Consider the following 24,198-nt stretch of genomic DNA (forward strand, 5'->3'; position numbering starts at 1 on the left):
ATCCTAAAGGGCTTTATATTTTTAGATGTTAAATCTAACTATGCTTTTGGAGCTTCTTCATCAGCGTTAGCTTCTGGAGCAGCTTCTTCAGTTGCAGGAGTTTCTTCAACAGCTGGTGCTGCTACTTCTTCTTCAACAACAACTGCATCTTCAACTACCGCTTCTGCTTTAGGAGCTTTTTCAGCTTTCACTTCAGCAGCAGGAGCATCAGCTTTTTTAGCTTTGCTTCTACCTCTACGTGTAGTTTTCTTTTCTTCAGCTGCAGTATCTTTACCGTAAACTTCGTTATAGTCAACCAACTCAATTAATGCCATCTCAGCATTATCACCTAAACGATTGTTCAATTTGATAATACGAGTGTAACCACCTGGACGGTTGGCAACTTTAGCAGCTACGTCACGGAATAATTCTGTAACGGTTTCTTTATCTTGCAAGTAAGAGAATACTGTACGACGAGAGTGTGTAGTATCATTTTTAGATTTTGTAATGATAGGCTCTACATAAACGCGTAAAGCTTTTGCTTTAGCTAAAGTAGTTGTAATTCTTTTGTGCTTAATTAAAGATGAAGCCATGTTTGCCAACATCGCTTTTCTGTGCGATGTAGTTCTGCCTAAATGGTTGTGTTTTTTACCGTGTCTCATTTTTTGTTTTGTAAAGTGTATACCGTCTCTATGAAATTAATCTGAGGGAATTATACACAGTGAATATTTGTGTTAAGTTTTGAGTTATAAGTTCTACGTAATACGTACCACTTATAACTTAAAACGTTTTTATTCTTCGTCTAACTTAAATTTAGAAAGGTTCATTCCAAACGATAATTGTTTAGATTTTACCAATTCCTGAATTTCAGTTAAAGATTTTTTACCGAAGTTTCTGAATTTTAACATGTCAGCAACATCGTAAGATACTAGATCAGCTAAAGTGCGGATATCCGCTGCTTTTAAGCAGTTTAAAGCACGAACTGAAAGATCTAAATCAACCAATTCGGTTTTAAGGATTTTACGCATGTGTAAAATTTCTTCATCAACCTCTTTAGTTTCTTCTTTAGCTTGAGATTCTAATACTAAATTCTCATCAGAGAACAACATAAAGTGTTGGATCAAAATTTTAGCTGCTTCTTTTAAAGCTTCTTCTGGGTGGATAGATCCATCAGTAGAAATATCTAAAATTAATTTCTCGTAATCTGTTTTTTGCTCAACACGATAGTTTTCAATCGTGTATTTTACATTTTTCATTGGGGTAAAAATCGAATCGATTGCAATTACACCAACTACTGTATCAGTAATTTTATTCTCTTCTGCAGGTACATAACCACGTCCTTTATTGATAGTTAATTCTACTTCTAAAGTAACTGATTTCTCCATGTTACAGATCACAAAATCAGGGTTTAAAACCTCAAAGTTGTTAGAGAATTTTGTAATATCACCAGCTAAGAATTGATCTTGACCGTTAACGATGATGAATACTTTTTCTGAATCTCCTGATTCACCTACTTTCTTAAAACGAACTTGTTTTAAGTTTAAGATGATTTCAGTTAAATCTTCTACAACACCTTTCATGGTAGAAAACTCGTGAGAAACGCCTGAAAAACGAATACTTGTAATAGCAAAACCTTCTAAAGAAGACAATAAAATTCTTCTTAAGGCATTACCAATTGTTACACCGAAACCGGGCTCTAAAGGACGAAATTCAAATTGACCATCGAAATCAGTTGATTTCTGCATGATTACCTTATCGGGTTTCTGAAATGCTAAAATTGCCATTTATAATGTTTTTAGATCGTTATATGAATGTTGTGTAACATAAAAAGTTAAAGCCACAAGGGCTTTAACTAAAATTATTACTTAGAGTATAACTCTACTATAAGGTTCTCTTTAATGTTTTCTGGGATCTCATCACGGTTAGGATAAGCTAAAAACTTACCTGTTAACTCACTTGCATTCCAATCTAACCAATTGAATTTATTGATTACTCTTCCTGCTACAGAATTTGTGATCGCTTCTAATGATTTAGATTTATCACGTACTGCGATTACATCACCAGCTCTTAATTGATATGATGGAATATTTACAACCTCACCATTTACAGTTACGTGTTTGTGGCTAACCAATTGACGTGCACCTGAACGGGTTGGAGCAATACCTAATCTGTATACTGTATTATCTAAGCGTGCTTCTAACAATTGCAATAAGTTATCACCAGTGATACCATCGCGAGATGAAGCTTTAGTAAACAAGTTACGGAATTGTTTTTCTAACACACCATAAGTGTATTTTACTTTTTGTTTTTCCATTAACTGTACTGCGTACTCAGATTGTTTTCCTCTTCTTTTTGAAGCGCCATGTTGGCCAGGAGGATAATTTTTTCTGTCTAATACTTTGTCAGGACCAAAAATTGGTTCTCTGAACTTACGGGCTATTTTGGACTTCGGTCCGGTATATCTTGCCATTTGTTTGTGATTTTAAAGTATCGTACAACCTGAAGTTGCAGACTCTTAGCTTTAAAAATGATTAATTAAACTCTTCTTTTCTTTGGTGGACGACATCCATTGTGTGGAAGCGGAGTGATATCTTTAATAGAAGTCACTTCGATACCTGCAACTTGTAAAGTTCTGATTGCAGACTCACGGCCTGAACCTGGACCTTTAACAAATACATCTACTTTACGTAAACCTAAGTCGAATGCTACTTTACCGCAATCAGATGCAGCTTGGCCAGCAGCGTATGGAGTGTTCTTTTTAGAACCCTTGAATCCCATTTTACCTGCAGAAGACCATGAAATAGTTTGACCGTTGTTATTTGTTAGGGTAACAATGATGTTGTTGAACGTAGCATTGATGTGTGCCTGACCTACAGACTCAATTACAACAATACGCTTTTTGGTAACTTTTTTACTTTTAGCCATTTTTTCTTTTAGATTTTAGATAGGAGAATTGAGATAGGATAAATTTTCTAGCCCGGCACTCGCCATCTTATTTTTTATCTTTTATTCCAGACATAAAAAGATTTTAGATATGAATACACACCTAAAACCTCTCTTATCTATCTATTATTTAGAAGCTTTTTTCTTGTTAGCAACTGTTTTTCTCTTTCCTTTACGGGTACGAGAGTTGTTTTTGGTACGTTGACCACGAACAGGTAAACCTTTTCTATGACGTAAGCCACGGTAACAACCGATATCCATTAAACGTTTGATGTTCAATTGAACTTCTGAACGTAATGCACCTTCTACTTTGATGCCGTCGTTAATGATGGTACGGATAGCCGATAATTCATCATCAGACCAATCTTGTACTTTTTTATTGAAATCAATACCTGCTTCAGTTAAAATGTTCTGTGCAGTTGTTCTACCTATTCCGAAGATATAAGTTAGTCCGATCTCACCTCTTTTGTTTCTTGGTAAATCAATACCTGAAATCCTTGCCATATTTATATTTTTGTTTAGAAGAACGCTCGAACGGCGGGCCACCGTTGTACGAACACGTTCAATGTTTTAATTATCCCTGACGTTGCTTAAACTTCGGATTTTTCTTGTTGATTACGTAAAGTTTACCTTTACGGCGAATAATCTTACAATCAGCGCTACGTTTTTTAATTGATGACCTAACTTTCATTATAATATTTATTTATATCTATAAGTGATTCTACCCTTTGATAAATCGTAAGGCGACATCTCTAATTTAACTTTATCCCCAGGTAAAATTTTGATGTAGTGCATCCTCATTTTTCCTGAAATATGAGCAATAATCTCATGGCCATTTTCGAGTTCAACCCGAAACATCGCATTCGATAATGCTTCTCTTATTACTCCGTCTTGTTCAATCGAGGCTTGTTTAGCCATATTATATTGATTTTTACTTAATTAGCTGCTATTAAACAGGGTTGCAAAATTAAATAAAAATTTTTACTTTTTTACTTTTTTTCTTTTAAAACTTCTTCAATAAGTGAAAACGTTGATAAAACGTCCGCTTTCCCCTTTTTGATAGCAACCGTGTGTTCAAAATGTGCTGAAGGTTTATTGTCCTTGGTAGTTACCGTCCATCCATCTGACCAAAATTTTATTGCAGCAGTTCCTGCATTAATCATTGGTTCAATAGCGATCACCATTCCCTCTTCCAATTTCACTCCACTTCCACGCTTACCATAATTTGGCACTTCTGGTTTCTCGTGAAGTTTAACTCCAACACCATGTCCTACTAATTCTCTTACTACGCCAAAACCATTTGTTTCTGCATGGTTTTGTACCGCAAAAGCGATATCACCAATTCGCATTCCAACAACTGCCTTTTCAATAGCCAAGTTTAAACACTCTTGTGTTACTTTGGTCAATTTTTGCTTTTCGGCATCAACTTCTCCAATAGAAAACGTGTAAGCAGAATCTCCGAAGAAATCATTTTTGATTACACCGCAATCAACTGAGATTAGATCTCCTTCTTTGATTACATATTCATTTGGAAAACCATGCACTACCTGATCATTGGGCGAAATGCACAATGAGTTCGGAAAACCTCCATAGTTTAAAAAGGCTGGGATTGCACCGTGATCCTTTATAAATTCGTAGGCTAATTTATCTAATGCAATGGTTGTAATACCTGGTGCAATAATCTTCGCAACTTCTGCAAGGGTTTTTGAAACCAGTAAAGAACTTTCCCTTATTAATTCGATCTCCTCCGGAGATTTATAATAAATTTTAGACATGTTTTTAAATTTTGAAGGAGTGAATTTTAGTTTTTCATACTATTATTCACTCCTTCTATCATTTCTTATAATGCAGCACCGCTACCACTAGCCGCAGGAATTCCTGTACGACCAGTTACTCTTCCGGTTTTCATTAAACCATCGTAGTGACGCATCAATAGATAACTCTCTACTTGTTGTAAAGTATCTAATACTACACCTACCAAGATCAATAATGATGTACCACCGAAGAAGTGTGCAAATTCTTGTTGTATACCAAGCTTAACAGCAAATGAAGGTAGAATAGCGATAATTGCTAAGAATAACGATCCTGGGAAAGTAATCTTAGAAATCACATCATCAATAAAAGAAGAAGTAGCTAAACCTGGTTTAATACCTGGAATAAAACCACCATTCTTTTTCATATCATCCGACATTTGAGTTGGATTAACTGTAATTGCAGTATAAAAGAAAGTAAATGCAATGATTAAAAATGCAAACGTTAAGCTATACGTTAGTGAAGTAATATCAGTATACTGATGCAACCAACTATCTGTTAACTTAGGGAATACACCAATTAAAGCATTCGGGATAAACATTAATGCTTGCGCAAAAATGATTGGCATTACACCAGCCGCGTTAACTTTTAATGGAATATACTGTCTTACACCTCCAACTTGTCTATTACCAACAATCCTTTTAGCATATTGTACAGGCACTTTACGTACACCTTGTACAATTAGAATTGTAAACATAATTACTGCAAATAAAGCAACAATCTCTAAAACAAGTCTGATTAGACCACCGTCATTACCAGTAAATACAGAGCGTACTTCCTGATCGATAGCCATTGGTAAACGAGCGATGATACCCACCATGATGATCAATGATGTACCATTACCAATACCTTTATCAGTTATTTTTTCACCTAACCACATTACAAACAAGGTACCTGCTGTTAATACAAAGCCAGACAAAACATAGAACATGGTATGATCTATCATGATGGCTTCTTTAGGCACCTGTGTTTTAACATAACCTACTGCTTGTACAGCAGTAATGGCAACAGTTAGGTAACGAGTAATTTGAGTTAATTTTTTTCTGCCACTCTCACCTTCTTTTTGCATTTTCTGGAAAGAAGGCACTGCAATACCTAACAACTGAACAACAATGGATGCAGAGATATAAGGCATTACACCTAATGCAAGGATAGATACTTTAGAAAAGGCACCTCCCGCAAACATATCTAACAAACCTAAAATGCCAGTTTTTTCGGTATTCACTAACTGAGCTGGGTCTACACCTGGTAGAACCACTTGACAAACGAACCTGTAGATTACAAGAATCATAAGCGTAAATAAGATACGCTCTTTTAATTCTTGTATTTTCCAAATATTACTGAAAGTAGTAAATAGCTTCTTCATTAATTACAATTTTACGATTGAGCCTCCAGCAGCTTCGATAGCTTTTTGTGCAGTTGCAGAAAAAGCGTGAGCTGTAACTTCTAATTTAGCTTTAACTTCACCACGACCTAAGATTTTCACTAAGTCATTTTTTGAAGCTAAACCATGCTCTTGTAAAGTAGCGAAATCAATACTTGTTAGATTGAATCTTTCTACTAAACCTTGTAGTACGTCTAAGTTAACGCCAACATACTCTGTACGGTTGATAGGTTTGAAACCTACTTTAGGCACACGACGTTGTAATGGCATTTGACCACCTTCAAAACCGATTTTTGTAGAGTGACCAGAACGTGAACCAGCTCCTTTATGACCACGAGTGGAAGTACCACCACGACCAGAACCTTGACCACGACCAATTCTTTTAACTTTTTTGATAGAACCTTTTGCAGGTTTTAAATTACTTAAGTTCATTTTTTAAACTTTTGTGCTGCCCTTCGCTTTCACTAATCAGGAACAGCGATAAATAAATAAAAATCTGTTTAGGGCATTTTCGTGCATCCTAAACAGATCTTAATAATTAAATAGTCTCTATAGCTACTAAGTGATTAACTTTTCTTACCATCCCAATAATGGCAGCGTTAGCCTCAACTTCTACACTTTGGTTCATTTTAGTTAAACCTAAAGCTTTCATTGTTCTTTTTTGGCGTTCGCTTCTATCGATAATGCTTTTTACTTGGGTAATTTTAATTTTAGCCATGATATTATCCGTTAAAAACTTTGTTTAAATCCACACCACGGTGCTGTGCTACTGTATAAGCATCACGCATTTTAGTTAAAGCATCTACTGTTGCTTTTACCACGTTGTGTGGGTTTGATGAACCTTTTGACTTTGCCAATACGTTGTGTATACCAGCACTCTCTAATACGGCACGCATTGCACCACCAGCAATTACACCGGTACCTACTGCTGCAGGTTTGATTAAAACAAAACCTCCAGAGAACTTACCAATTTGCTCATGCGGTACAGTACCGTGCAAGATAGGAACTTTTACTAAGTTCTTCTTTGCATCGTCGATACCTTTTGCAATTGCTTCAGTAACCTCTTTTGCTTTACCTAAACCATAACCAACAACACCTTGCTCATCTCCAACAACTACGATAGCTGAGAAGCTGAAGGTACGGCCACCTTTGGTTACTTTGGCAACACGTTGTATGCTAACTAAACGATCTTTCAATTCGATTTCGCTAGTCTTTACTCTTTTTATATTGATAGTTGACATCTTATCCTATTTCTTAGATTAAAATACTAAACCAGCTTCGCGAGCACCATCTGCCAACGATTTAACACGACCATGGTATAAGTAACCATTTCTGTCGAAAACAACTTCTTTAACACCAGCTGCGATTGCTTTTTCAGCAATTAACTTGCCTACTGCGGTCGACTGATCAGATTTGTTTCCTTTACCAGTAAAATCTTTAGATAAAGATGATGCTGAAACTATTGTATTACCAGTTACATCGTTAATGATTTGAGCATAAATACCTTTATTGCTTCTATAAACTGATAAACGTGGACGGCTCTCAGAACCAGTAAGTCTTTTTCTGATACCTTTTTTGATACGATCTCTACGAGATAATTTTTTTCCTGCCATTTTAATTATTTTTTAGAAGCTGATTTACCTGCTTTTCTTCTTAACACTTCACCAACAAACTTGATACCTTTACCTTTATACGGCTCTGGTGTACGTAACGAACGGATTTTCGCTGCTACTTGGCCAATCAATTGTTTATCGATACTCTCTAAAATGATTTTAGGAGTTTGACCTTTTTCAGATGTGGTGGTTACTTTAATTTCTTCCGGCAATTGGAACACATAATGGTGAGAATAACCTAAAACTAGATCCAAAGTATTACCTTGGTTAGTAGCACGGTAACCCACACCTACTAATTCTTGTTCTATTTTATAACCATCTGTTACACCAACAACCATATTATTGATTAAAGAACGATATAAACCATGTAAGGCTTTATGTCTTTTTTGCTCAGTTGGACGGTTTACTGTAAGTACACCATCTTCTTGGCTTATAATAATATCAGCGTCTACCGCTTGAGTTAATTCTCCTTTAGGACCTTTAACAGTAACTACGTTATCTTTTGATACAGTAACAGTTACACTTGCAGGTACATTAATCGGGTTCTTTCCTATTCTTGACATTGTGCTATCCTCCTTTAATTAATAAACGTGACACAATACCTCACCGCCAATGTTTAATTTGGCTGCTTCTTTATCAGTCATTACACCTTTAGAAGTAGATAAGATTGCGATACCTAAACCATTCAATACTCTTGGCATGTTTTCTACACCTGCATATTGTCTTAAACCTGGTTTGCTGATACGGGTTAACGTACGGATAGCAGAGATTTTAGTAATTGCATTGTACTTTAAAGCGATTTTGATTACGCCTTGTGCATTAGTGTCTTCAAACTTGTAGTTTGCGATGTAACCTTTATCAAAAAGAACTTTTGTAATTTCTTTTTTCAGGTTTGATGCAGGAATCTCAACGATTCTGTGATTTGCCTTAATGGCATTTCTTACCCTTGTAAGGTAATCTGCTATTGGATCTGTATTCATTATTATTGATTTGTGATAGTGGTTTCCTTCCGTTACCCAACGGTGGGACCTGCTATCGGTTAAAATTCTAATTCTTGTTATATACTAATGAGCTATAAGCTGTAAGGGCTGCAAAAGTACAACTTACAACTTATAACTCAAAATTATAACTTCTTTATTACCAGCTAGCTTTTCTAACTCCAGGAATTTTTCCTGCTAAAGCCATATCGCGGAATAAAACCCTTGAGATACCAAAGGTACGCATGTATCCACGAGGACGACCAGTTAACTTACAACGGTTGTGTAAACGTACAGCCGATGAGTTTTTTGGTAACTTGTCTAATCCTTCGTAATCACCTGCAGCTTTCAATTCTGCACGTTTGTCTGCATATTTAGCAACCAATTTTTGGCGCTTAATTTCGCGAGCTTTTACACCTTCTTTTGCCATTATTGCTCTGTTTTTTGATTTTTAAATGGTAATCCAAATTGTTTTAAAAGTTCCAATGCTTCAACATCAGTGGTAGCAGAAGTTACAAATGTAATGTCCATACCTAAAATCTTGCTGATTTTATCGATGTTGATCTCTGGGAAAATGATTTGCTCAGTAACACCTAAAGTGTAGTTACCTTTTCCATCAAATCCTTTATCATTGATACCTTTGAAATCGCGGATACGAGGCAAAGCTACAGAAATTAATCGGTCTAAAAACTCATACATGTTATTGTCACGTAAAGTTACTCTTACACCAACTGGCATACCTTTACGTAATTTGAAGTTTGAGATATCTTTTTTCGATTTTGCACCTACTGCTTGCTGACCTGCAATGGTTGTCATTTCTAAGATAGAGCTATCCATAACTTTTTTGTCAGTTACAGAATAACGGCCAACACCTTGGTTGATGGCAATTTTCTCTAATTTAGGAACCTGCATAATGCTTTTGTAATTGAACTTATCTTTAAGAGCAGTTACAATTTCCTCTTTATATTTACTTTTTAATCTTGGTACGTATGCCATTATTTGATCTCCTCCCCTGATATTTTAGCAACTCTAACTAATTTTCCGTCAGCGTTTAATTTACGACCAACACGAGTAGTTTTACCAGATTTTGGATCAACTAATTGTACGTTAGAAATATGAAGAGCAGCTTCTTTTTTAATTATACCACCATTTGGTGTAGCAGCATTTGGTTTAGTATGTTTTGATACAAGGTTGATACCTTCTACAACAACTCTACTTTTGGCAACAAGTACTTCTTGTACTTTACCTTGTTGGCCTTTTGAATCGCCAGCTATAACCTTTACTAAATCTCCTTTACGGATTTTTACTTTGGCTTGTGTTACTTTATTTTTCATATTATAATACCTCCGGTGCTAATGATACAATTTTCATGAATTGTTTTTCACGCAGTTCTCTCGCTACCGGGCCAAAAATACGTGTACCACGTGGCTCGTCTTGTGCATTCAACAATACTGCTGCATTATCATCAAAACGAATATAAGAACCATCCTTACGTCTGATTTCTTTTTTAGTTCTTACTACAACTGCTTTAGAAACTGTTCCTTTTTTAATGTTACCAGATGGCAAAGCGCTTTTTACAGTAACAACAATTTTGTCACCAATAGAAGCATATCTTTTGCCAGTTCCACCAAGTACACGGATAACCAATACTTGTTTTGCGCCGCTATTGTCGGCTACGTTTAATCGTGATTCCTGTTGTACCATCTTATTTAGCTCTTTCTAAAATTTGTACTAATCTCCAGTTCTTGTTTTTACTCAGCGGACGAGTCTCTTGTATCAATACCGTATCACCGATACCACATTCGTTTTTCTCGTCATGAGCCATAAATTTGGTAGTTTTCTTAACAAACTTACCATAGATCGGGTGTTTCACTTTACGCTCAACCGCTACAACAACAGATTTATCCATCTTGTTGCTTACCACCAACCCGGTTCTTGTTTTTCTTAATTGTCTTTCCATTTCGACTCTAAAGTTATTTAGTTTCAATTGCAGACTGAGCTTTAAGCTTAGTCAATTCAGTGTTTAATCGGGCGATATCTTTTCTTACCTTATTGATACGGGTAGGATTTTCTATAGCCGAAATTGTATGTGCAAATTTTAACTTTACTAAGTTTTCTCTTTCTTCTGCAATCTTAGCTACTAGTTCTTCTTGTGAAAGCCCTATGATTTCTGAGTTCTTCATTTTATTATTTTTTATGTTCGGGTCTAGCGGTTATAACAACAAGTTATTTACAACATTGATCCCTAAACTTTTTTATGCTTCTACGTAATCTCTACGTACTACAAATTTGGTTTGAATTGGTAATTTCTGAGCGGCTAATCTCAATGCTTCTTTAGCAACTTCTAAAGGCACACCTTCTGCTTCAAAAATTATACGTCCGGGTCTAACAACGGCTACCCAATACTCAGGCGCACCTTTACCTTTACCCATACGTACCTCAGCTGGTTTTTTAGTTACCGGTTTATCCGGGAATATTCTAATCCAAACTTGACCTTCACGTTTCATGAAACGAGTTACCGCAATACGGGCTGCTTCTATCTGGCGACTTGTAATCCAAGTTGCCTCTAAAGATTTAATCCCGAAAGAACCGAATGACAATTCAGCACCACGAGTTGCTAAACCTTTCATTCTGCCTTTTTGCATCTTTCTGAACTTCGTTCTTTTTGGCTGTAACATTTTATTTTAATATTATCGTTAAACGATCTTGTTAACTATTTGCGTGGACCTCTATTGGCACCACCACCTTTATTATCTCTTCCAGCACCAGCGCCGCCTTGACCCGGACGACCACCGCTATTGCGTTTGTCATTCCTTCTGTCGCCACCGCCTCTGTTGTCTCTACCACCATCTCTGCCACCAAAAGCACCTTGAGGTCTGTCGCCACCTTTACCTGGAGCATTGCTCGCAGCACCGATGTTTGGAGAAAGATCACGTTTACCGTAAACTTCACCTTTACAGATCCATACTTTAACACCTATTTTACCATAAGTAGTTAAAGCTTCTGCTAATGCATAGTCAATGTCTGCACGGAAAGTATGCAAAGGAATTCTTCCTTCTTTATACTGTTCGCTACGAGCCATCTCAGCACCACCTAAACGACCTGAAGTCATTATTTTGATACCTTCTGCACCCATACGCATTGTTGATGCGATAGTAGATTTCATTGCTCTACGGAATGAGATTCTAGCCTCAAGTTGTTTTGCAACACCTTCTGCAACTAATTGTGCATCAAGCTCTGGGCGTTTAATTTCAAAGATGTTAATTTGAATTTCCTTTTTAGTCAATTTCTTTAACTCTTCTTTGATTTTATCAACCTCTTGGCCTGCTTTACCGATTACAATACCTGGACGAGCTGTGTGAATAGTAACAGTGATACGTTTTAACGTACGCTCGATTACTACTTTAGCTACACCACCTTTTGCAATACGTGCAGAAAGATATTTTCTTATTTTTTCGTCCTCAACTAATTTATCAGCATAGTTGTTGCCACCGAACCAGTTAGAATCCCAACCTCTGATGATTCCTAACCTGTTACCTATTGGATGTGCTTTTTGTCCCATTTCTGTTAATTAGTTTGAGTTTCAACGTTTTTACTATCTACTACCAAGGTAACATGGTTTGAACGCTTACGTATTCTGTAACCACGGCCTTGAGGAGCTGGTCTTAATCTTTTTAACTGACGACCACCGCCTACCATTATCGTTTTCACGTATAACTGGTTTTCTTCAGGGCGAGAACCTTCATTTTTAGTTTCCCAATTTTTGATAGCTGATAATAATAGTTTCTCAACTCTTATTGCTGCATCTTTATTGGTAAATTTTAAAATATGTAAAGCTTTCTCTACACGCTCACCTCTGATTAGATCTACAACCAAACGCATTTTACGTGGTGAGGTTGGACAATTGTTTAATTTCGCTACTGCTTCCATCTCTTAATTATTTTTTCTTATCAGAGTGACCCCTAAATGTTCTGGTTGGAGCAAACTCTCCTAGCTTGTGACCAACCATGTTTTCTGTTACGTATACCGGTATAAATTTATTACCGTTATGTACTGCAAATGTATGACCAACAAAATCTGGTGATATCATTGATCTACGAGACCAAGTTTTGATCACAGACTTTTTGCCTGAATCATTCATAGAGACTACTTTCTTCTCTACGTTATGGTCAATATAAGGTCCTTTTTTTATCGAACGAGCCATTATTTCTTCCTTTTCTCTATGATGAAACGATTTGAGTATTTTTTAAGTGTACGGGTTTTGAAGCCTTTAGAGTAAACTCCGTTTCTTGAACGAGGTTGACCTCCTGAAGAGCGACCTTCACCACCACCCATTGGGTGATCTACTGGGTTCATCGCTACTGGACGAGTTCTAGGACGACGACCTAACCAACGGCTACGGCCTGCTTTACCTAATACTTCATTAGCGTGATCAGAGTTAGAAACAGCACCAATTGTTGCTAAACAAGTAACTAAGATAGATCTTACTTCACCTGATGGCATTTTAATCGTTGCATATTTACCATCTCTAGCTGCAAGCTGTGCATAAGCACCTGCGCTACGTGCCAATTGGGCACCTTTACCAGGATGAATTTCTAAATTGTGTACAATTGATCCCAAAGGAATATTTGCCAATTTCATCGTGTTACCTACTTCTGGAGTAGCTTTGTCACCCGAAAGCACTGTCTGTCCTACTTGCAATCCCTCAGGAGCAATAATGTAACGCTTCTCGCCATCTGCGTAGTGCAATAATGCAATACGAGCGGTACGGTTTGGATCGTATTCAACAGTAGCTACTGTTGCAGGGATATCAAACTTATCACGTTTAAAATCAATTAAACGGTAAGATTTTTTGTGACCACCGCCCATGTAGCGCATTGTCATCTTTCCTGTATTGTTACGACCTCCCGATTTCTTAGAAGATACAACCAATGATTTTTCGGGCTTGGTTGCTGTAATCTCCGTAAAGCTTGCGCCTACCCTAAAACGGGTTCCCGGAGTGACTGGTTTAAATTTTCTTAAGCCCATAGTTATAAATTATTCTATTCTTATTAAATATTCGCGTAATAATCTATTGTTTCGCCATCTTTCAATGTTACAATAGCTTTTTTGTATTTCGGGCTACGTCCCGATACTAAACCACCTTTAGTGTTTCTAGATTTAACTTTACCTACAACAACCATAGTGTTTAAGGCAACGATGTTAACTCCGTACATTTGTTCGATGGCCGATTTAATCTGCAACTTGTTAGCTCTGTGGTCTACTCTGAAAGTAAAACGGTTAGCTTTTTCAGTTAATGCAGAAGCTTTTTCGGTTAATATTGGTTTTTGTAAAATTTCCATATTACTTGGCAAATGCCTCCTCCAATGTTTTAAGCGAATCTGCAGTGAACAAAAGTTTACCTGCGTTTAATACATCGTATGTATTTAACTGATCTGCAGTAGTAACTTTAGCTTTCTGAATATTTCTGCTTGATAAATAGATATTATTATTTTGTGCAGGCAAAACTAACAATGTTTTCTCTCCGGCTAAGTTTAATGCATTAACCAAATTGATATAATTTTTAGTTTTAATGGTATCGAAAGTAAAATCTTCTAATACGACTACGTTGTTATCAATTGCTTTGTATGATAAAGCTGATTTACGTGCCAATGATTTTAATTTCTTGTTCAATTTAAAACTATAGTCTCTTGGCTGTGGACCAAAAACACGACCACCACCATTGAACAATGGAGATTTAATGCTTCCGGCACGTGCACCGCCTGTACCTTTTTGTTTGTATAATTTACGGGTAGAACCTGCAATTTCGTTACGTTGTTTAGATTTGTGAGTTCCTTGACGTTGGTTAGCCAAATACTGTTTTACATCTAAATAAATCGCGTGGTCGCTTGGTGTGATACCAAATACCGACTCAGGAAGCTGCACCTTGGCACCTGTCTCTTTTCCTGAAATGTTTATTACTTTAACTTCCATCTGCTTACTTATCTAAGATTACGTAAGAACCTTTAGCTCCTGGAATGGAACCACTAACTACAACTAAGTTTTGCTCAGCATAAACTTTCAAAACTTGTAAGTTTTGAACTTTAACTCTGTCTCCACCAGTTCTTCCAGCCATACGCATACCTTTAAATACACGAGCTGGATAAGATGCAGCACCTAATGAACCTGGCGCACGCAATCTGTTGTGCTGACCGTGAGTTTGACCACCCACACCACCAAAACCATGACGTTTAACAACACCTTGAAAACCCTTACCTTTTGAAGTACCTACAACATCAACAAAATCGCCTTCGTTAAAGATACCTACAGTTACCGTATCGCCTAAATTTAACGATTCTTCAAACTGTGGAAATTCAACTAATTTACGCTTTGGAGTTGTGTTTGCTTTCGCAAAATGACCCTTTAAAGGCTGAGTAGTGTTTTTTTCTTTGGCTTCGTCGTATCCCAGTTGAACTGAAACGTAACCATCTTTCTCTTCGGTCTTAACTTGTGTTACAACACAAGGTCCAGCTTCGATCACCGTACAAGGAATATTTTTTCCTTCGGCGTCAAAAATGCTGGTCATTCCTACTTTTTTTCCAATAATACCTGACATTTTCTATTTTTAATTTAACACCCATCGAAGCAGTAGGGCTTCGTTCAAGGTGGATATACATCCCCGCTAAGGGACGGCAAAAATAGGAAAGAATTCTTAATTTTCAAATAGTTAGCTCATTATTTTTTCAAATAATTGCATTTATTTTTCTAAGGGCCAGCACAATAGCCCTAAAAGTGGTATTAATGGGCTACATCGAGATATAAACTGGTGATAATCACACACAATACGATTACACCAATAGTCACATACATGTAATCTCGCTCCAGTAGAAAACTGAAGATAGAAAAAACCACTCGGGCTATTGGGGTAAAGATGAGCAACAGCACTCCAAATTGGATAATAGCCAACCCATCAAATGTTTTTAAACCGCGAAATATTTCAACAATTGAAGAAAACTTTGCTTCTTCTGGTTTGAAATTTCCAAAAGCAACTGTCTCTCCGCTTCGTTCTATTAAAAAGATTAACCCTCCAATTAAAACCACACCTGTAGAGATCAGCACACCAATACGCAACAAGGTACCCAAGATCACTTGCACATCCTTATCTCCTAAATAATGTTTAATCTCTTTACTCATGCTTGTCCTGTTAATCCTTTATATATCATCTGTAGTGCCAAAAAGGTAACTACAATAGCAAAAACAACCTTTAATTTATCTGTTTTGGTTCTGATTAAAATCTTGGCCCCTAGGGTAGCACCGGTAATTACACCAATAGTTACTGGCATGGCAATAGCCGGATCTATTTGGCCCTTATGCAGGTAAACCAATGCACTGGCCGCTGCTGTTACCCCGATCATGAAGTTACTGGTAGTGGTAGAGACCTTAAAAGGTATTTTCATGATGTTATCCATCCCGATTACTTTTAAAGCACCTGAACCGATCCCTAGCAGTCCGGATAGCGTACCTGCCACAAACATCATGGCAAAACCACCAACTACATGGTGCACCGCATATTGTTTGATACCACCTTCTGTTGGATAGCTGCCATTTAATTTGAAGTAATTGGCCAAAACACTTGTTTGCTCATTGTTAGAGTGATCTACTTTTTTCTTTAACATCATAAATGCCGAGAATAACAAAATCAGTCCAAAAATTACAATGATATAATCTGCTTTAATATAAGTGGCAATTACAACACCTACAATGGCGCTCATGGTGGTTGCTATTTCTAAAAACATACCAATTCTGACATTGGTAATCCCCTCTTTAACATAAGCTGCTGCAGAACCTGATGAGGTTGCAATTACAGATATAATAGAAGCTCCGATGGCATAATGGATATCAACACCCAAACCCAAGGTCAATAATGGAATAATGATTACCCCACCACCCAAACCTGTTAAGGAGCCTACAAGGCCCGCCAGGAATGCACCAACCAATACAATAATGGTAAAAAGTAATACCGTCATGCCTGCAAATATACCTGCCATATTCGGCTTAATCTAAATATTTTTGATTTAAGTAAACTACAAAAAAGGTGTACTATATAGTGTTTAAGCTCCGATTTGAACCTTTATAAACTGATACAACAAGGTCGACAAACCATTGAAAGACAATTTTTTTTGATTATAATTGTTAAATTAATAACGAAAGATTGCGATGAAACAAAAGCTACTCCTTATTTCGAGCGTTTTAATTTTGAGTTTGTTTGCTCAGGATTTATGGGCACAAACTCCGGTAAAAGCAAATCAAACACCACCAAAAGTTCAACAATATCCTGCTAAAAAGAGAGCCTATATTCCTCGAACAATAGATACAGCAAAAAATACAGATCCTAGTTTAAAAGGGCAGTACTTATTTATGCTTTCGCGTTCTAAAACGATAAATGGCTATAAGTTGATCAATCCTACTCGATTGGATGCAGTTTGGCAAAGCGTAACCGATACCCTACGCAAAGAACGTGTTGAACTGGCTAAGGCTAAAGCTAAGATCACAGAACAGAATAAATCTATAGGTGGTTTGCAAGGCGAAATTACTGGTAAAGAAGCTTCTTTGAGCGACACCAATGCCAAAATAAACGAAATCAACTTTTTAGGTCTCTCCTTTACCAAGGGCACTTATAATATCATTGTTTGGTCTATTATTCTTGTATTGGCTCTCGCTTTATTTATCGTTATTGCCAGATCTGCCAAAAATATTTTGGAAGCCAAACACAGAACCCAGCTTTATGATGAAATTTCGTCAGAATACCAGGCTTACAAGGCCAAATCAAATGAGCAGCAACGCAAATTGGCTAGAGAGCTGCAAGATGAACGGAATATTGTAGAAGAATTGAAAAATAAGAACAGATAAGTTCTTAATCATATAATTGGATTGAGAACAACATCTTCTTCAATCGACCATACTTTTTAACAGTAACACCCCCAACCTAAAAGATTGGGGGTTTTTATTTGTTTTAAGTTTTAAATTCTATTTTAAGACCAACAGCTAATTCAAACTCCACTCGCTTGCATCCTTAACAACAATGGCATATCCTCAAATTCAAATGAACACAAATAATTTTACGAATATTTCGTAACTTAATTTTAAGTTAATATATTTACTATAAGGTGATTACAAAATGTTTTTCACTTTAAACAAACCTAACAAAACAACAAATTATGAAAAAAACAAATGATGCTGGCTTACGCTTAAAAAAGGGTGAGCAGCTAGACAGGAAACAACTGAAACAGGTATTAGGTGGTGGACCAGGTGGGCCAGCTGGAGGTGGCTGTTTAGAATGTGTAGTAAATGGCAAGGTAAAAGAATCTACTTGGTATGAGGCCTGTGGATCGATGTCTGTAGATAGTTACTGCAAGGGCAAATATGGCTATGAGGCTGTTGGCTACTGCGCCCGTGAATGCAGCAAGTTAGGTGAACTTGACAATGGCGATGGTCCAGGCCCTATACAGCCATAAGGAACTAAAACAATCAATAAAATAAAAGAGCTCTTGATTTAAACCAAGAGCTCTTTTATTCAACTTTAATCTCTAACTCACTACTTTTGTTTTACACTTAAATTAATTACGCCAAAAGGTGTAATACTACGGTTAACTTTAGGATTCTGGTGGTCTAGATATTCTATTTTTACAATATCACTTAATGTTAATTTCGCCAGCAAACGTTCCTTTTCATCGTTCAATATCAGTTTATTGCCAATTGAAATCGGCAGCCGAATATCTAATGGATATTGATAGTTTTTAATAAAATCTGATCTTGAATATAATACGCTATCTACTTGATGTGCTATCTCGGGCACTTCAAGTGTAACGATCATGAGATGCTTATTCCCACTGAAACCAAGCTGCTTGGAGTCTTCTTTAGTCTTAATCTTAACACCCTCAAAGCCCTTTATTCGGTAATTGTTGTTGACAACTATACCATTTAAAATACGAACACAAGTAGTATCATTAACATTTATGCGACTACCTACATTTGAATTTAGCATTACATATTGGTCTTGCGAAAATAGATTTAAGCAACTAAAAATAAATAGAATTAGCAGACAAGTTCTTTTCACATCGTTCCTCTTAATATTTCAAGGTACCCATATTTTACCAAACAAGAAATAAGTAACGGTATTAAAGTCCAGTTGCCTTTCCTAAAATCATCCTAAATATCCCCTTGCTATCAACATAACCCTTTACTTCATTATTATTTATAGTTGCTTCAGCATAAGCTAATTTGGAAACAGGATCAAAATCATTTAATAAATTAAAAATTGGAGGAATAATTACACTACCATTTATATCAATCAAACCAACTTTAAAAATAGCTTTTGCACCAGAATACCCAAAAACCCTGATCATATTATCATTAATTCTATTTTCCCAGGACACTATTGTAACCCCATTTCGTTTTACAACGTCGTTTAGTATTTTTATTTTTCCAGTTTTGTCCATCAATGCCAGTAAATTTGGATCCTTCATTTTCCAAAATGCATATTGTCCAAAGAAAATTCCAACATTGGCATCATTTGATGGGGACCAACTCATTTCATAAGGATCATTTTCCTTCATTATTTTCATTACTATATTACCTAGTTTATCTATATACCCATAAATATAATCGGGCATATTTAATGGTTTTATTAGGCTTAAACCAGAGGAAAAGGGGTATGGCTGATTGCTAAACTGAAATGGAATAACTGTTTCTCCATTCATATTGATGAAGCCCCACTTTTTGTTTCCCATTTCATCTTTTTTTGAAACTGCTGCAAGGCCTTCAGAAAAGTCCGTTATCTCCTCAAATACAGGTTTGATTATTTTCCCCATATAATTAATATAACCAAATAAGTACTTATCCTTATCTACTATACGTGACATCCCTAGGTGCCATTTAAATGGGTCATCCCACTCGAATAGCTTTTTTCCCTGAGCATCATAATTATTAATCATTGTTTTTGTACCGTCTTTTTTTAGCACATAGGTTGTCCAGTTCCATTCAGATTTATATTTCCATACAGTAGCGAAACCTTCATTTTGAAAGTTTACCCCTTTTCTATGTTCAATAGGAAAAACTAACACACCTTTGGTATTCACAAAACCATAATAGTCTTGATCTTTTTTTATTCTAATCATACCATTGAAATACCTTGGATAAGGTCCGTCGTTATTTGTATATTCAAATTTACCAAAGGGGATCACGATTTTTCCTGTGCCATCAATTATTGCTGCCGAACCTTGTGTATTTACAACGGCCAATCCATCATGAAATGGATAAAGTTTAGTAAAATATAATATTTTAGCATCTTTTGCTACTGTTGGTTCAGTTTGCTGTGCATGAGCACCGAAAACCATTAACGAAATAATTAATGTGTAAAGCTTTTTCATGATTGAATTTTACATTCCTGTTTTGTTCGTTTTTATAATTACAAATGCACCGGTTAAGTTGATATATCCTTCTTTACTTTCACTTCCATTATATATTGCGGCGTAAGCCAAGCCACTCTTTTTATCAAAATGCCCTAAGTAAGAATAAATTGGAGGCAGGATTACTGTGCCATCAGTGTTGATCATTCCAAGTTTTTCATTTTGATTAAAAATAATGTGTTCATCTTTAATATAAGGACTTGAAAGACTTGGCTTATATTTGTTTTTCGACACAAAACCCTTCGATTCTAAAAAACTGCGAAAATCTGTTACCTGCCCATTTCTAGAAACCATAGAAACTTTTAATGAAGACGATACCCAGAGCATAAAATTTCCTTGAAATGGATTATTTATCTCACGATATTGTTTTCTATAATTTTCGTGCCCTTTACTGGCAGGATTCACTGCTGACAAAAAATTGAAGTCTGAATTAATTTTCCCCGTATTCTCATCAGAAATCTTAAATTGAACAGCACCAGTTTTGTCAATATATGCGTAGGTAAAATCAGACTTATCAACCGCTTTTATATAACATAAACCACTATGAAACCCCCCTGGTTTATTTCTATATTGAAATGGAATTACTACCTTTCCTGTTTTATCAATAAATCCCCATAGGATTTCTCCAGTAGCAGACCGCTGCGCAACTGGAGCTAAGCCTTCACTAAATGCACCAGCATCAACATATTTTGCCAGAATTACAGGTTTCCCTAATCGATTTGCGAATCCATACATACTCTTTCCATTTGTATATTTCACCTCATATCCGACAAGACCTTCATTAAAATCAATTTCTGCGTTCATAAATCGGTAATAAAACCTTACAGGAGTGCCATTTATATGTTTATAAAGCGGAATGATCTTACCTAATGAAGATATGTTATTATCAAAATCTTCGTTCTTACTATTTATTTTACGATTGAAAGCATAGCCATCTGTATCAAAATCTGCATCCCAAATGAACATAAATGGAGTAATAACTTCCATTTTCGAGTTCATATATGCGTAATTTGAACCTCCTCTTTCTTTTACTAAGATAAAATTATTGGCAAATGGCTTTGTAAAATAATATTTGTTAAAAGGAACTACAATCTCACCTTTACTATTTATCAATGCTGTTTCATTGTTATTAGTAATAATAGCAAAGCCCTCACTAAAATCATCAAATTTATCTATTGCTAAGCGCTTAGCATCATGCTGAATAGTGCCCGGTTCTTGCGCATTTAGCTGTTGAGTAAAAAACAGAAATAAGCCAGAAATGAAAAAGTACATCTGGCTAAAGTTAAAATATCTAATGTTTTTTCTAGTTTTAATCATTTAGGTAGGATTTAATGTGTAATTAATTGTGAGGTGATTAAAGGTATTTATTTAAATAAATTTTTCCATTTCATTTATCAATTAATAACAAGTTCGATAAAAATTGCTTGTATAACAAAAAAGCCCTTAGAAAATTCTAAGGGCTTTTTTATTTGTTTATAAAATCATTAAACTTTGATTTCTACTTCAACACCGCTAGGCAATTCAAGTTTCATCAATGCATCAACAGTTTTAGAGTTAGAGCTATAAATATCTAAAAGACGTTTATAAGCACACAATTGAAACTGCTCACGTGCTTTTTTGTTTACGTGTGGTGAACGCAAAACAGTGAAGATTTTCTTTTCTGTTGGCAACGGAATTGGTCCGCTAACTACTGCACCCGTAGGTTTAACAGTTTTAACGATTTTCTCAGCAGATTTATCTACCAAGTTGTAATCGTAAGATTTTAATTTAATTCTAATTCTTTGGCTCATGTTCTTTTTAATTATGACCGTTTGTTAGAGCTATTAATAACAAGGGTCTGTTTATTTTTAAGTAACTAGTATTGAGTATCAAGTAATAAGACCAAATTCCGTCTTGCTACTTGATACTTTTATCTTGATACTAATTAGTCTTCAGACTTAACTTTACCTTTTGATTTCGCAATTACTTCGTCCTGTACGTTTTTAGGCGCTGCTTCATAATGGTCAAATTCCATTGTAGAAGTTGCACGTCCAGAAGTGATTGTACGTAACTGAGTTACATAACCAAACATTTCTGACAAAGGCACAGTTGCTTTAATTACTTGAGAACCATTACGTGTGTCCATACCTAAAAGTTGGCCACGACGACGGTTCATGTCACCGATTACATCACCCATGTTTTCTTCAGGGGTTAAGATTTCGATTTTCATGATTGGCTCCATCAATGTAGGTTTACATTTTGGTAACGCTTCACGATAAGCCATTCTAGCTGCAAGCTCAAATGACAATGCATCTGAATCGACTGCGTGGAATGAACCATCAATTAAACGAACTTTCATGTCAGGTAGTGGATAACCAGCCAATACTCCATTCGCCATTGCCGAAGCAAAACCTTTCTCTACAGAAGGGATAAACTCACGAGGGATTGAACCACCGGTAATTTCGTTTACGAATTGTAAACCACCTTTTTCGAAATCAGAATCAATTGGAGAGATCACAACTTGGATATCCGCGAATTTACCACGACCACCAGATTGTTTTTTATACGTTTCGCGGTGTTGAGTTGAACCAAAGATAGCCTCTTTGTAAGCAACTTGTGGTGCACCTTGATTAACCTCTACTTTAAATTCGCGTCTTAAACGGTCAATTAAAATATCTAAGTGAAGCTCACCCATACCAGAGATAACTGTTTGACCAGTTTCTTCGTCAGTTTGAACTCTAAACGTAGGATCTTCTTCAGCTAATTTACCTAAAGCCATACCTAATTTATCAACGTCTGCTTGAGTTTTAGGCTCAATTGCTAAACCAATTACTGGCTCAGGGAAGTTCATTGATTCAAGGATGATTGGGTTTTTCTCTTCGCAAAGTGTATCTCCAGTTTTGATATCTTTAAAGCCTACTACCGCAGCAATATCACCAGCACCTACGTTAGGAATTGGGTTTTGCTTGTTAGCGTGCATTTGGAAGATACGAGAAATACGCTCTTTGTTCTCAGAACGAGTGTTATAAACGTATGAACCTGCTTCTAAGTTACCAGAATAAACACGGATGAAACATAAACGACCTACGAAAGGATCTGTTGCAATTTTAAAAGCTAAAGCTGCAAATGGCTCTTTTTCATCAGGTTTACGCAAAATTTCTTCACCAGTTTCTGGGTTAGTACCAGTTACACCTTCGCTATCCATAGGTGAAGGCAATAATTCCATCACATAATCAAGCATAGTTTGTACACCTTTGTTTTTGAAAGATGAACCACAAACCATAGGTACAATTTTAGCATCTAATACTGCTTGACGTAAAGCATCTAAAACTTCACGCTCAGTAATTGTTTCAGGAGCTTCGAAGAATTTCTCCATTAAGCTCTCATCATACTCAGCAACAGATTCTAATAATTTCTCTCTCCACTCAGCAACCTCATCTAACATATCTTCTGGGATAGGCACTTCGGTAAAGGTCATTCCTTTATCGTGCTCATTCCAAACGATACCACGGTTGTTGATCAAATCAACCACACCTTTAAAAGTATCTTCAGAACCGATAGGTAATTGCAATGGAACTGCGTTACTACCTAACATATCTTTAACTTGTTTAACAACTTTTAAGAAGTCTGCTCCAGAACGGTCCATTTTGTTAACGAAACCGATACGTGCAACACTATAGTTGTTAGCTAAACGCCAGTTGGTCTCAGATTGAGGCTCAACACCATCAACCGCCGAGAATAAAAATACCAAACCATCTAATACACGTAACGAACGGTTTACCTCTACGGTAAAATCTACGTGTCCTGGTGTATCGATAATGTTGATATGATAATTCTGGTTTCTGTATTTCCAATTAACAGTTGTAGCAGCAGAAGTAATGGTAATACCACGCTCTTGCTCTTGTGCCATCCAGTCCATTGTTGCAGCACCTTCGTGCACCTCACCAATTTTGTGACTAACACCAGCATAATAAAGAATACGCTCTGTTGTTGTGGTTTTACCCGCATCAATGTGAGCAGCAATCCCGATATTTCTTGTAAATCTTAAATCTCTTGACATTTTT

At 36.3% G+C, this 24,198-nt stretch carries 38 protein-coding genes; 2 read left to right on the top strand and 36 right to left on the bottom strand.

Annotated elements, in window-relative coordinates; all coding sequences use genetic code 11:
* Positions 1–38: 38 nt before the first annotated feature.
* The 31 genes from rplQ to AQF98_RS03320 all read right to left on the bottom strand — a co-directional run bounded on the left by rplQ (position 39) and on the right by AQF98_RS03320 (position 16,714).
* On the bottom strand, positions 39–641 hold the full coding sequence (rplQ, locus tag AQF98_RS03175; protein ID WP_055130459.1) for a 50S ribosomal protein L17: 603 nt from the start codon (positions 639–641) through the stop codon (positions 39–41).
* Between the two features lie 129 nt (positions 642–770).
* Positions 771–1,763 (bottom strand): DNA-directed RNA polymerase subunit alpha, encoded by a 993-nt coding sequence (locus AQF98_RS03180; protein WP_055130460.1) that lies wholly within the window; start codon positions 1,761–1,763, stop codon positions 771–773.
* Between the two features lie 77 nt (positions 1,764–1,840).
* On the bottom strand, positions 1,841–2,449 hold the full coding sequence (gene rpsD, locus AQF98_RS03185; RefSeq protein WP_055130461.1) for a 30S ribosomal protein S4: 609 nt from the start codon (positions 2,447–2,449) through the stop codon (positions 1,841–1,843).
* 65 nt (positions 2,450–2,514) lie between these two features.
* On the bottom strand, positions 2,515–2,904 hold the full coding sequence (gene rpsK / locus AQF98_RS03190; protein WP_055130462.1) for a 30S ribosomal protein S11: 390 nt from the start codon (positions 2,902–2,904) through the stop codon (positions 2,515–2,517).
* Positions 2,905–3,048: 144 nt separating this feature from the next.
* Complete coding sequence (gene rpsM, locus AQF98_RS03195; protein ID WP_055130463.1) at positions 3,049–3,426, bottom strand: 30S ribosomal protein S13; 378 nt, start codon at positions 3,424–3,426, stop codon at positions 3,049–3,051.
* 70 nt (positions 3,427–3,496) lie between these two features.
* Complete coding sequence (gene ykgO / locus AQF98_RS21785; RefSeq protein ID WP_082434884.1) at positions 3,497–3,613, bottom strand: type B 50S ribosomal protein L36; 117 nt, start codon at positions 3,611–3,613, stop codon at positions 3,497–3,499.
* A gap of 8 nt (positions 3,614–3,621) precedes the next feature.
* Positions 3,622–3,840 (bottom strand): translation initiation factor IF-1, encoded by a 219-nt coding sequence (gene infA / locus AQF98_RS03200; protein ID WP_008244555.1) that lies wholly within the window; start codon positions 3,838–3,840, stop codon positions 3,622–3,624.
* A 71-nt stretch (positions 3,841–3,911) separates the two neighbouring features.
* Complete coding sequence (gene map / locus AQF98_RS03205) at positions 3,912–4,697, bottom strand: type I methionyl aminopeptidase (protein WP_055130464.1); 786 nt, start codon at positions 4,695–4,697, stop codon at positions 3,912–3,914.
* 65 nt (positions 4,698–4,762) lie between these two features.
* On the bottom strand, positions 4,763–6,100 hold the full coding sequence (gene secY, locus AQF98_RS03210) for a preprotein translocase subunit SecY (RefSeq protein ID WP_055130465.1): 1,338 nt from the start codon (positions 6,098–6,100) through the stop codon (positions 4,763–4,765).
* A gap of 3 nt (positions 6,101–6,103) precedes the next feature.
* On the bottom strand, positions 6,104–6,550 hold the full coding sequence (rplO, locus tag AQF98_RS03215) for a 50S ribosomal protein L15 (RefSeq protein ID WP_055130466.1): 447 nt from the start codon (positions 6,548–6,550) through the stop codon (positions 6,104–6,106).
* A gap of 106 nt (positions 6,551–6,656) precedes the next feature.
* Entirely contained in the window at positions 6,657–6,836 is a 180-nt protein-coding gene (gene rpmD / locus AQF98_RS03220) for a 50S ribosomal protein L30 (protein WP_055130467.1), read from the bottom strand.
* A 4-nt stretch (positions 6,837–6,840) separates the two neighbouring features.
* Positions 6,841–7,344, bottom strand: coding sequence for a 30S ribosomal protein S5 (rpsE, locus tag AQF98_RS03225; RefSeq protein ID WP_225871113.1), 504 nt, complete (start codon positions 7,342–7,344; stop codon positions 6,841–6,843).
* A gap of 33 nt (positions 7,345–7,377) precedes the next feature.
* Entirely contained in the window at positions 7,378–7,731 is a 354-nt protein-coding gene (gene rplR, locus AQF98_RS03230; protein WP_055130469.1) for a 50S ribosomal protein L18, read from the bottom strand.
* Positions 7,732–7,736: 5 nt separating this feature from the next.
* Positions 7,737–8,294 carry a 50S ribosomal protein L6 gene (gene rplF / locus AQF98_RS03235; protein WP_055130470.1) on the bottom strand — a complete coding sequence of 186 codons (558 nt, stop codon included), beginning with the start codon at positions 8,292–8,294 and terminating at the stop codon, positions 7,737–7,739.
* Between the two features lie 18 nt (positions 8,295–8,312).
* The gene (rpsH, locus tag AQF98_RS03240; protein WP_235524166.1) at positions 8,313–8,714 is read right to left on the bottom strand and encodes a 30S ribosomal protein S8; all 402 of its coding nucleotides are present in this window, start codon (positions 8,712–8,714) and stop codon (positions 8,313–8,315) included.
* Positions 8,715–8,868: 154 nt separating this feature from the next.
* Positions 8,869–9,138 carry a 30S ribosomal protein S14 gene (gene rpsN / locus AQF98_RS03245; protein WP_055130472.1) on the bottom strand — a complete coding sequence of 90 codons (270 nt, stop codon included), beginning with the start codon at positions 9,136–9,138 and terminating at the stop codon, positions 8,869–8,871.
* A complete protein-coding gene (gene rplE, locus AQF98_RS03250) occupies positions 9,138–9,704 on the bottom strand; it encodes a 50S ribosomal protein L5 (RefSeq protein WP_055130473.1) in 567 nt (188 codons plus the stop codon). Before rplE ends, rpsN begins: the two co-directional genes overlap by 1 nt.
* Complete coding sequence (gene rplX, locus AQF98_RS03255; protein WP_055130474.1) at positions 9,704–10,042, bottom strand: 50S ribosomal protein L24; 339 nt, start codon at positions 10,040–10,042, stop codon at positions 9,704–9,706. The genes rplE and rplX overlap by 1 nt, the downstream gene beginning before the upstream one ends.
* A gap of 1 nt (position 10,043) precedes the next feature.
* The gene (gene rplN / locus AQF98_RS03260; RefSeq protein ID WP_041878524.1) at positions 10,044–10,412 is read right to left on the bottom strand and encodes a 50S ribosomal protein L14; all 369 of its coding nucleotides are present in this window, start codon (positions 10,410–10,412) and stop codon (positions 10,044–10,046) included.
* Position 10,413: 1 nt separating this feature from the next.
* Positions 10,414–10,668 (bottom strand): 30S ribosomal protein S17, encoded by a 255-nt coding sequence (gene rpsQ / locus AQF98_RS03265; protein ID WP_055130475.1) that lies wholly within the window; start codon positions 10,666–10,668, stop codon positions 10,414–10,416.
* 13 nt (positions 10,669–10,681) lie between these two features.
* Entirely contained in the window at positions 10,682–10,891 is a 210-nt protein-coding gene (gene rpmC, locus AQF98_RS03270; RefSeq protein WP_055130476.1) for a 50S ribosomal protein L29, read from the bottom strand.
* Positions 10,892–10,963: 72 nt separating this feature from the next.
* A complete protein-coding gene (rplP, locus tag AQF98_RS03275; protein WP_055130477.1) occupies positions 10,964–11,386 on the bottom strand; it encodes a 50S ribosomal protein L16 in 423 nt (140 codons plus the stop codon).
* A gap of 35 nt (positions 11,387–11,421) precedes the next feature.
* Positions 11,422–12,270, bottom strand: coding sequence for a 30S ribosomal protein S3 (gene rpsC / locus AQF98_RS03280; RefSeq protein ID WP_055130478.1), 849 nt, complete (start codon positions 12,268–12,270; stop codon positions 11,422–11,424).
* A 5-nt stretch (positions 12,271–12,275) separates the two neighbouring features.
* Complete coding sequence (gene rplV, locus AQF98_RS03285) at positions 12,276–12,638, bottom strand: 50S ribosomal protein L22 (RefSeq protein WP_055130479.1); 363 nt, start codon at positions 12,636–12,638, stop codon at positions 12,276–12,278.
* Between the two features lie 7 nt (positions 12,639–12,645).
* Complete coding sequence (gene rpsS, locus AQF98_RS03290) at positions 12,646–12,912, bottom strand: 30S ribosomal protein S19 (protein WP_055130480.1); 267 nt, start codon at positions 12,910–12,912, stop codon at positions 12,646–12,648.
* The gene (gene rplB, locus AQF98_RS03295; RefSeq protein WP_055130481.1) at positions 12,912–13,736 is read right to left on the bottom strand and encodes a 50S ribosomal protein L2; all 825 of its coding nucleotides are present in this window, start codon (positions 13,734–13,736) and stop codon (positions 12,912–12,914) included. The genes rpsS and rplB overlap by 1 nt, the downstream gene beginning before the upstream one ends.
* Before the next feature lie 23 nt (positions 13,737–13,759).
* Positions 13,760–14,050, bottom strand: a complete 291-nt coding sequence (gene rplW, locus AQF98_RS03300) for a 50S ribosomal protein L23 (RefSeq protein ID WP_055130482.1) — start codon at positions 14,048–14,050, stop codon at positions 13,760–13,762.
* 1 nt (position 14,051) lies between these two features.
* Positions 14,052–14,681: a 50S ribosomal protein L4 gene (gene rplD, locus AQF98_RS03305; protein WP_055130483.1), complete on the bottom strand. Its 630-nt coding sequence runs from the start codon at positions 14,679–14,681 to the stop codon at positions 14,052–14,054.
* 4 nt (positions 14,682–14,685) lie between these two features.
* The gene (gene rplC / locus AQF98_RS03310; protein ID WP_055130484.1) at positions 14,686–15,303 is read right to left on the bottom strand and encodes a 50S ribosomal protein L3; all 618 of its coding nucleotides are present in this window, start codon (positions 15,301–15,303) and stop codon (positions 14,686–14,688) included.
* A 182-nt stretch (positions 15,304–15,485) separates the two neighbouring features.
* Positions 15,486–15,881, bottom strand: a complete 396-nt coding sequence (locus AQF98_RS03315; protein WP_055130485.1) for a DUF1634 domain-containing protein — start codon at positions 15,879–15,881, stop codon at positions 15,486–15,488.
* Positions 15,878–16,714: a sulfite exporter TauE/SafE family protein gene (locus tag AQF98_RS03320; RefSeq protein ID WP_055130705.1), complete on the bottom strand. Its 837-nt coding sequence runs from the start codon at positions 16,712–16,714 to the stop codon at positions 15,878–15,880. The genes AQF98_RS03315 and AQF98_RS03320 overlap by 4 nt, the downstream gene beginning before the upstream one ends.
* A 190-nt stretch (positions 16,715–16,904) precedes the next feature.
* Here AQF98_RS03320 and AQF98_RS03325 point away from each other — a divergent pair, with 190 nt between their 5' ends.
* Positions 16,905–17,597, top strand: coding sequence for a hypothetical protein (locus AQF98_RS03325; RefSeq protein ID WP_055130486.1), 693 nt, complete (start codon positions 16,905–16,907; stop codon positions 17,595–17,597).
* 308 nt (positions 17,598–17,905) lie between these two features.
* The gene (locus AQF98_RS03330; protein ID WP_055130487.1) at positions 17,906–18,202 is read left to right on the top strand and encodes a hypothetical protein; all 297 of its coding nucleotides are present in this window, start codon (positions 17,906–17,908) and stop codon (positions 18,200–18,202) included.
* Positions 18,203–18,282: 80 nt separating this feature from the next.
* Here the strand turns inward: AQF98_RS03330 and AQF98_RS21980 are convergent, their stop codons facing one another.
* From AQF98_RS21980 to fusA, 5 genes are all read right to left on the bottom strand, one after another.
* Entirely contained in the window at positions 18,283–18,561 is a 279-nt protein-coding gene (locus tag AQF98_RS21980; RefSeq protein ID WP_152969620.1) for a hypothetical protein, read from the bottom strand.
* A gap of 304 nt (positions 18,562–18,865) precedes the next feature.
* Positions 18,866–20,116: a WG repeat-containing protein gene (locus AQF98_RS03340; RefSeq protein ID WP_082434885.1), complete on the bottom strand. Its 1,251-nt coding sequence runs from the start codon at positions 20,114–20,116 to the stop codon at positions 18,866–18,868.
* A gap of 9 nt (positions 20,117–20,125) precedes the next feature.
* On the bottom strand, positions 20,126–21,472 hold the full coding sequence (locus AQF98_RS03345) for a WG repeat-containing protein (protein ID WP_055130490.1): 1,347 nt from the start codon (positions 21,470–21,472) through the stop codon (positions 20,126–20,128).
* Positions 21,473–21,639: 167 nt separating this feature from the next.
* Positions 21,640–21,945, bottom strand: coding sequence for a 30S ribosomal protein S10 (gene rpsJ, locus AQF98_RS03350; RefSeq protein WP_008244591.1), 306 nt, complete (start codon positions 21,943–21,945; stop codon positions 21,640–21,642).
* 134 nt (positions 21,946–22,079) lie between these two features.
* Complete coding sequence (gene fusA, locus AQF98_RS03355) at positions 22,080–24,194, bottom strand: elongation factor G (RefSeq protein WP_055130491.1); 2,115 nt, start codon at positions 24,192–24,194, stop codon at positions 22,080–22,082.
* Positions 24,195–24,198: the final 4 nt, after the last annotated feature.

This window comes from Pedobacter sp. Hv1 (assembly GCF_001412215.1).
Classification (GTDB): domain Bacteria; phylum Bacteroidota; class Bacteroidia; order Sphingobacteriales; family Sphingobacteriaceae; genus Pedobacter.

What these genes read in the sequence shown, in the direction of transcription:
- AQF98_RS03315 (WP_055130485.1), bottom strand. Translation starts at nt 15,881, where the DNA reads ATGAGTAAAGAGATTAAACATTATTTAGGAGATAAGGATGTGCAAGTG.
- rplX (WP_055130474.1), bottom strand. Translation starts at nt 10,042, where the DNA reads ATGAAAAATAAAGTAACACAAGCCAAAGTAAAAATCCGTAAAGGAGAT.
- AQF98_RS03345 (WP_055130490.1), bottom strand. Translation starts at nt 21,472, where the DNA reads ATGATTAAAACTAGAAAAAACATTAGATATTTTAACTTTAGCCAGATG.
- rplF (WP_055130470.1), bottom strand. Translation starts at nt 8,294, where the DNA reads ATGTCAAGAATAGGAAAGAACCCGATTAATGTACCTGCAAGTGTAACT.
- fusA (WP_055130491.1), bottom strand. Translation starts at nt 24,194, where the DNA reads ATGTCAAGAGATTTAAGATTTACAAGAAATATCGGGATTGCTGCTCAC.
- AQF98_RS03330 (WP_055130487.1), top strand. Translation starts at nt 17,906, where the DNA reads ATGAAAAAAACAAATGATGCTGGCTTACGCTTAAAAAAGGGTGAGCAG.
- rplN (WP_041878524.1), bottom strand. Translation starts at nt 10,412, where the DNA reads ATGGTACAACAGGAATCACGATTAAACGTAGCCGACAATAGCGGCGCA.
- rpsQ (WP_055130475.1), bottom strand. Translation starts at nt 10,668, where the DNA reads ATGGAAAGACAATTAAGAAAAACAAGAACCGGGTTGGTGGTAAGCAAC.
- rplV (WP_055130479.1), bottom strand. Translation starts at nt 12,638, where the DNA reads ATGGAAGCAGTAGCGAAATTAAACAATTGTCCAACCTCACCACGTAAA.
- rplW (WP_055130482.1), bottom strand. Translation starts at nt 14,050, where the DNA reads ATGGAAATTTTACAAAAACCAATATTAACCGAAAAAGCTTCTGCATTA.
- rpsS (WP_055130480.1), bottom strand. Translation starts at nt 12,912, where the DNA reads ATGGCTCGTTCGATAAAAAAAGGACCTTATATTGACCATAACGTAGAG.
- rpmD (WP_055130467.1), bottom strand. Translation starts at nt 6,836, where the DNA reads ATGGCTAAAATTAAAATTACCCAAGTAAAAAGCATTATCGATAGAAGC.
- AQF98_RS03325 (WP_055130486.1), top strand. Translation starts at nt 16,905, where the DNA reads ATGAAACAAAAGCTACTCCTTATTTCGAGCGTTTTAATTTTGAGTTTG.
- infA (WP_008244555.1), bottom strand. Translation starts at nt 3,840, where the DNA reads ATGGCTAAACAAGCCTCGATTGAACAAGACGGAGTAATAAGAGAAGCA.
- AQF98_RS03320 (WP_055130705.1), bottom strand. Translation starts at nt 16,714, where the DNA reads ATGACGGTATTACTTTTTACCATTATTGTATTGGTTGGTGCATTCCTG.
- rplE (WP_055130473.1), bottom strand. Translation starts at nt 9,704, where the DNA reads ATGGCATACGTACCAAGATTAAAAAGTAAATATAAAGAGGAAATTGTA.
- rpmC (WP_055130476.1), bottom strand. Translation starts at nt 10,891, where the DNA reads ATGAAGAACTCAGAAATCATAGGGCTTTCACAAGAAGAACTAGTAGCT.
- rplB (WP_055130481.1), bottom strand. Translation starts at nt 13,736, where the DNA reads ATGGGCTTAAGAAAATTTAAACCAGTCACTCCGGGAACCCGTTTTAGG.
- rplD (WP_055130483.1), bottom strand. Translation starts at nt 14,681, where the DNA reads ATGGAAGTTAAAGTAATAAACATTTCAGGAAAAGAGACAGGTGCCAAG.
- AQF98_RS21980 (WP_152969620.1), bottom strand. Translation starts at nt 18,561, where the DNA reads ATGATCGTTACACTTGAAGTGCCCGAGATAGCACATCAAGTAGATAGC.
- secY (WP_055130465.1), bottom strand. Translation starts at nt 6,100, where the DNA reads ATGAAGAAGCTATTTACTACTTTCAGTAATATTTGGAAAATACAAGAA.
- AQF98_RS03180 (WP_055130460.1), bottom strand. Translation starts at nt 1,763, where the DNA reads ATGGCAATTTTAGCATTTCAGAAACCCGATAAGGTAATCATGCAGAAA.
- ykgO (WP_082434884.1), bottom strand. Translation starts at nt 3,613, where the DNA reads ATGAAAGTTAGGTCATCAATTAAAAAACGTAGCGCTGATTGTAAGATT.
- rpsD (WP_055130461.1), bottom strand. Translation starts at nt 2,449, where the DNA reads ATGGCAAGATATACCGGACCGAAGTCCAAAATAGCCCGTAAGTTCAGA.
- AQF98_RS03340 (WP_082434885.1), bottom strand. Translation starts at nt 20,116, where the DNA reads ATGAAAAAGCTTTACACATTAATTATTTCGTTAATGGTTTTCGGTGCT.
- rpsK (WP_055130462.1), bottom strand. Translation starts at nt 2,904, where the DNA reads ATGGCTAAAAGTAAAAAAGTTACCAAAAAGCGTATTGTTGTAATTGAG.
- rpsJ (WP_008244591.1), bottom strand. Translation starts at nt 21,945, where the DNA reads ATGAGCCAAAGAATTAGAATTAAATTAAAATCTTACGATTACAACTTG.
- rplQ (WP_055130459.1), bottom strand. Translation starts at nt 641, where the DNA reads ATGAGACACGGTAAAAAACACAACCATTTAGGCAGAACTACATCGCAC.
- map (WP_055130464.1), bottom strand. Translation starts at nt 4,697, where the DNA reads ATGTCTAAAATTTATTATAAATCTCCGGAGGAGATCGAATTAATAAGG.
- rpsM (WP_055130463.1), bottom strand. Translation starts at nt 3,426, where the DNA reads ATGGCAAGGATTTCAGGTATTGATTTACCAAGAAACAAAAGAGGTGAG.
- rpsN (WP_055130472.1), bottom strand. Translation starts at nt 9,138, where the DNA reads ATGGCAAAAGAAGGTGTAAAAGCTCGCGAAATTAAGCGCCAAAAATTG.
- rplR (WP_055130469.1), bottom strand. Translation starts at nt 7,731, where the DNA reads ATGGCAGGAAAAAAATTATCTCGTAGAGATCGTATCAAAAAAGGTATC.
- rpsC (WP_055130478.1), bottom strand. Translation starts at nt 12,270, where the DNA reads ATGGGACAAAAAGCACATCCAATAGGTAACAGGTTAGGAATCATCAGA.
- rplP (WP_055130477.1), bottom strand. Translation starts at nt 11,386, where the DNA reads ATGTTACAGCCAAAAAGAACGAAGTTCAGAAAGATGCAAAAAGGCAGA.
- rplC (WP_055130484.1), bottom strand. Translation starts at nt 15,303, where the DNA reads ATGTCAGGTATTATTGGAAAAAAAGTAGGAATGACCAGCATTTTTGAC.
- rplO (WP_055130466.1), bottom strand. Translation starts at nt 6,550, where the DNA reads ATGAACTTAAGTAATTTAAAACCTGCAAAAGGTTCTATCAAAAAAGTT.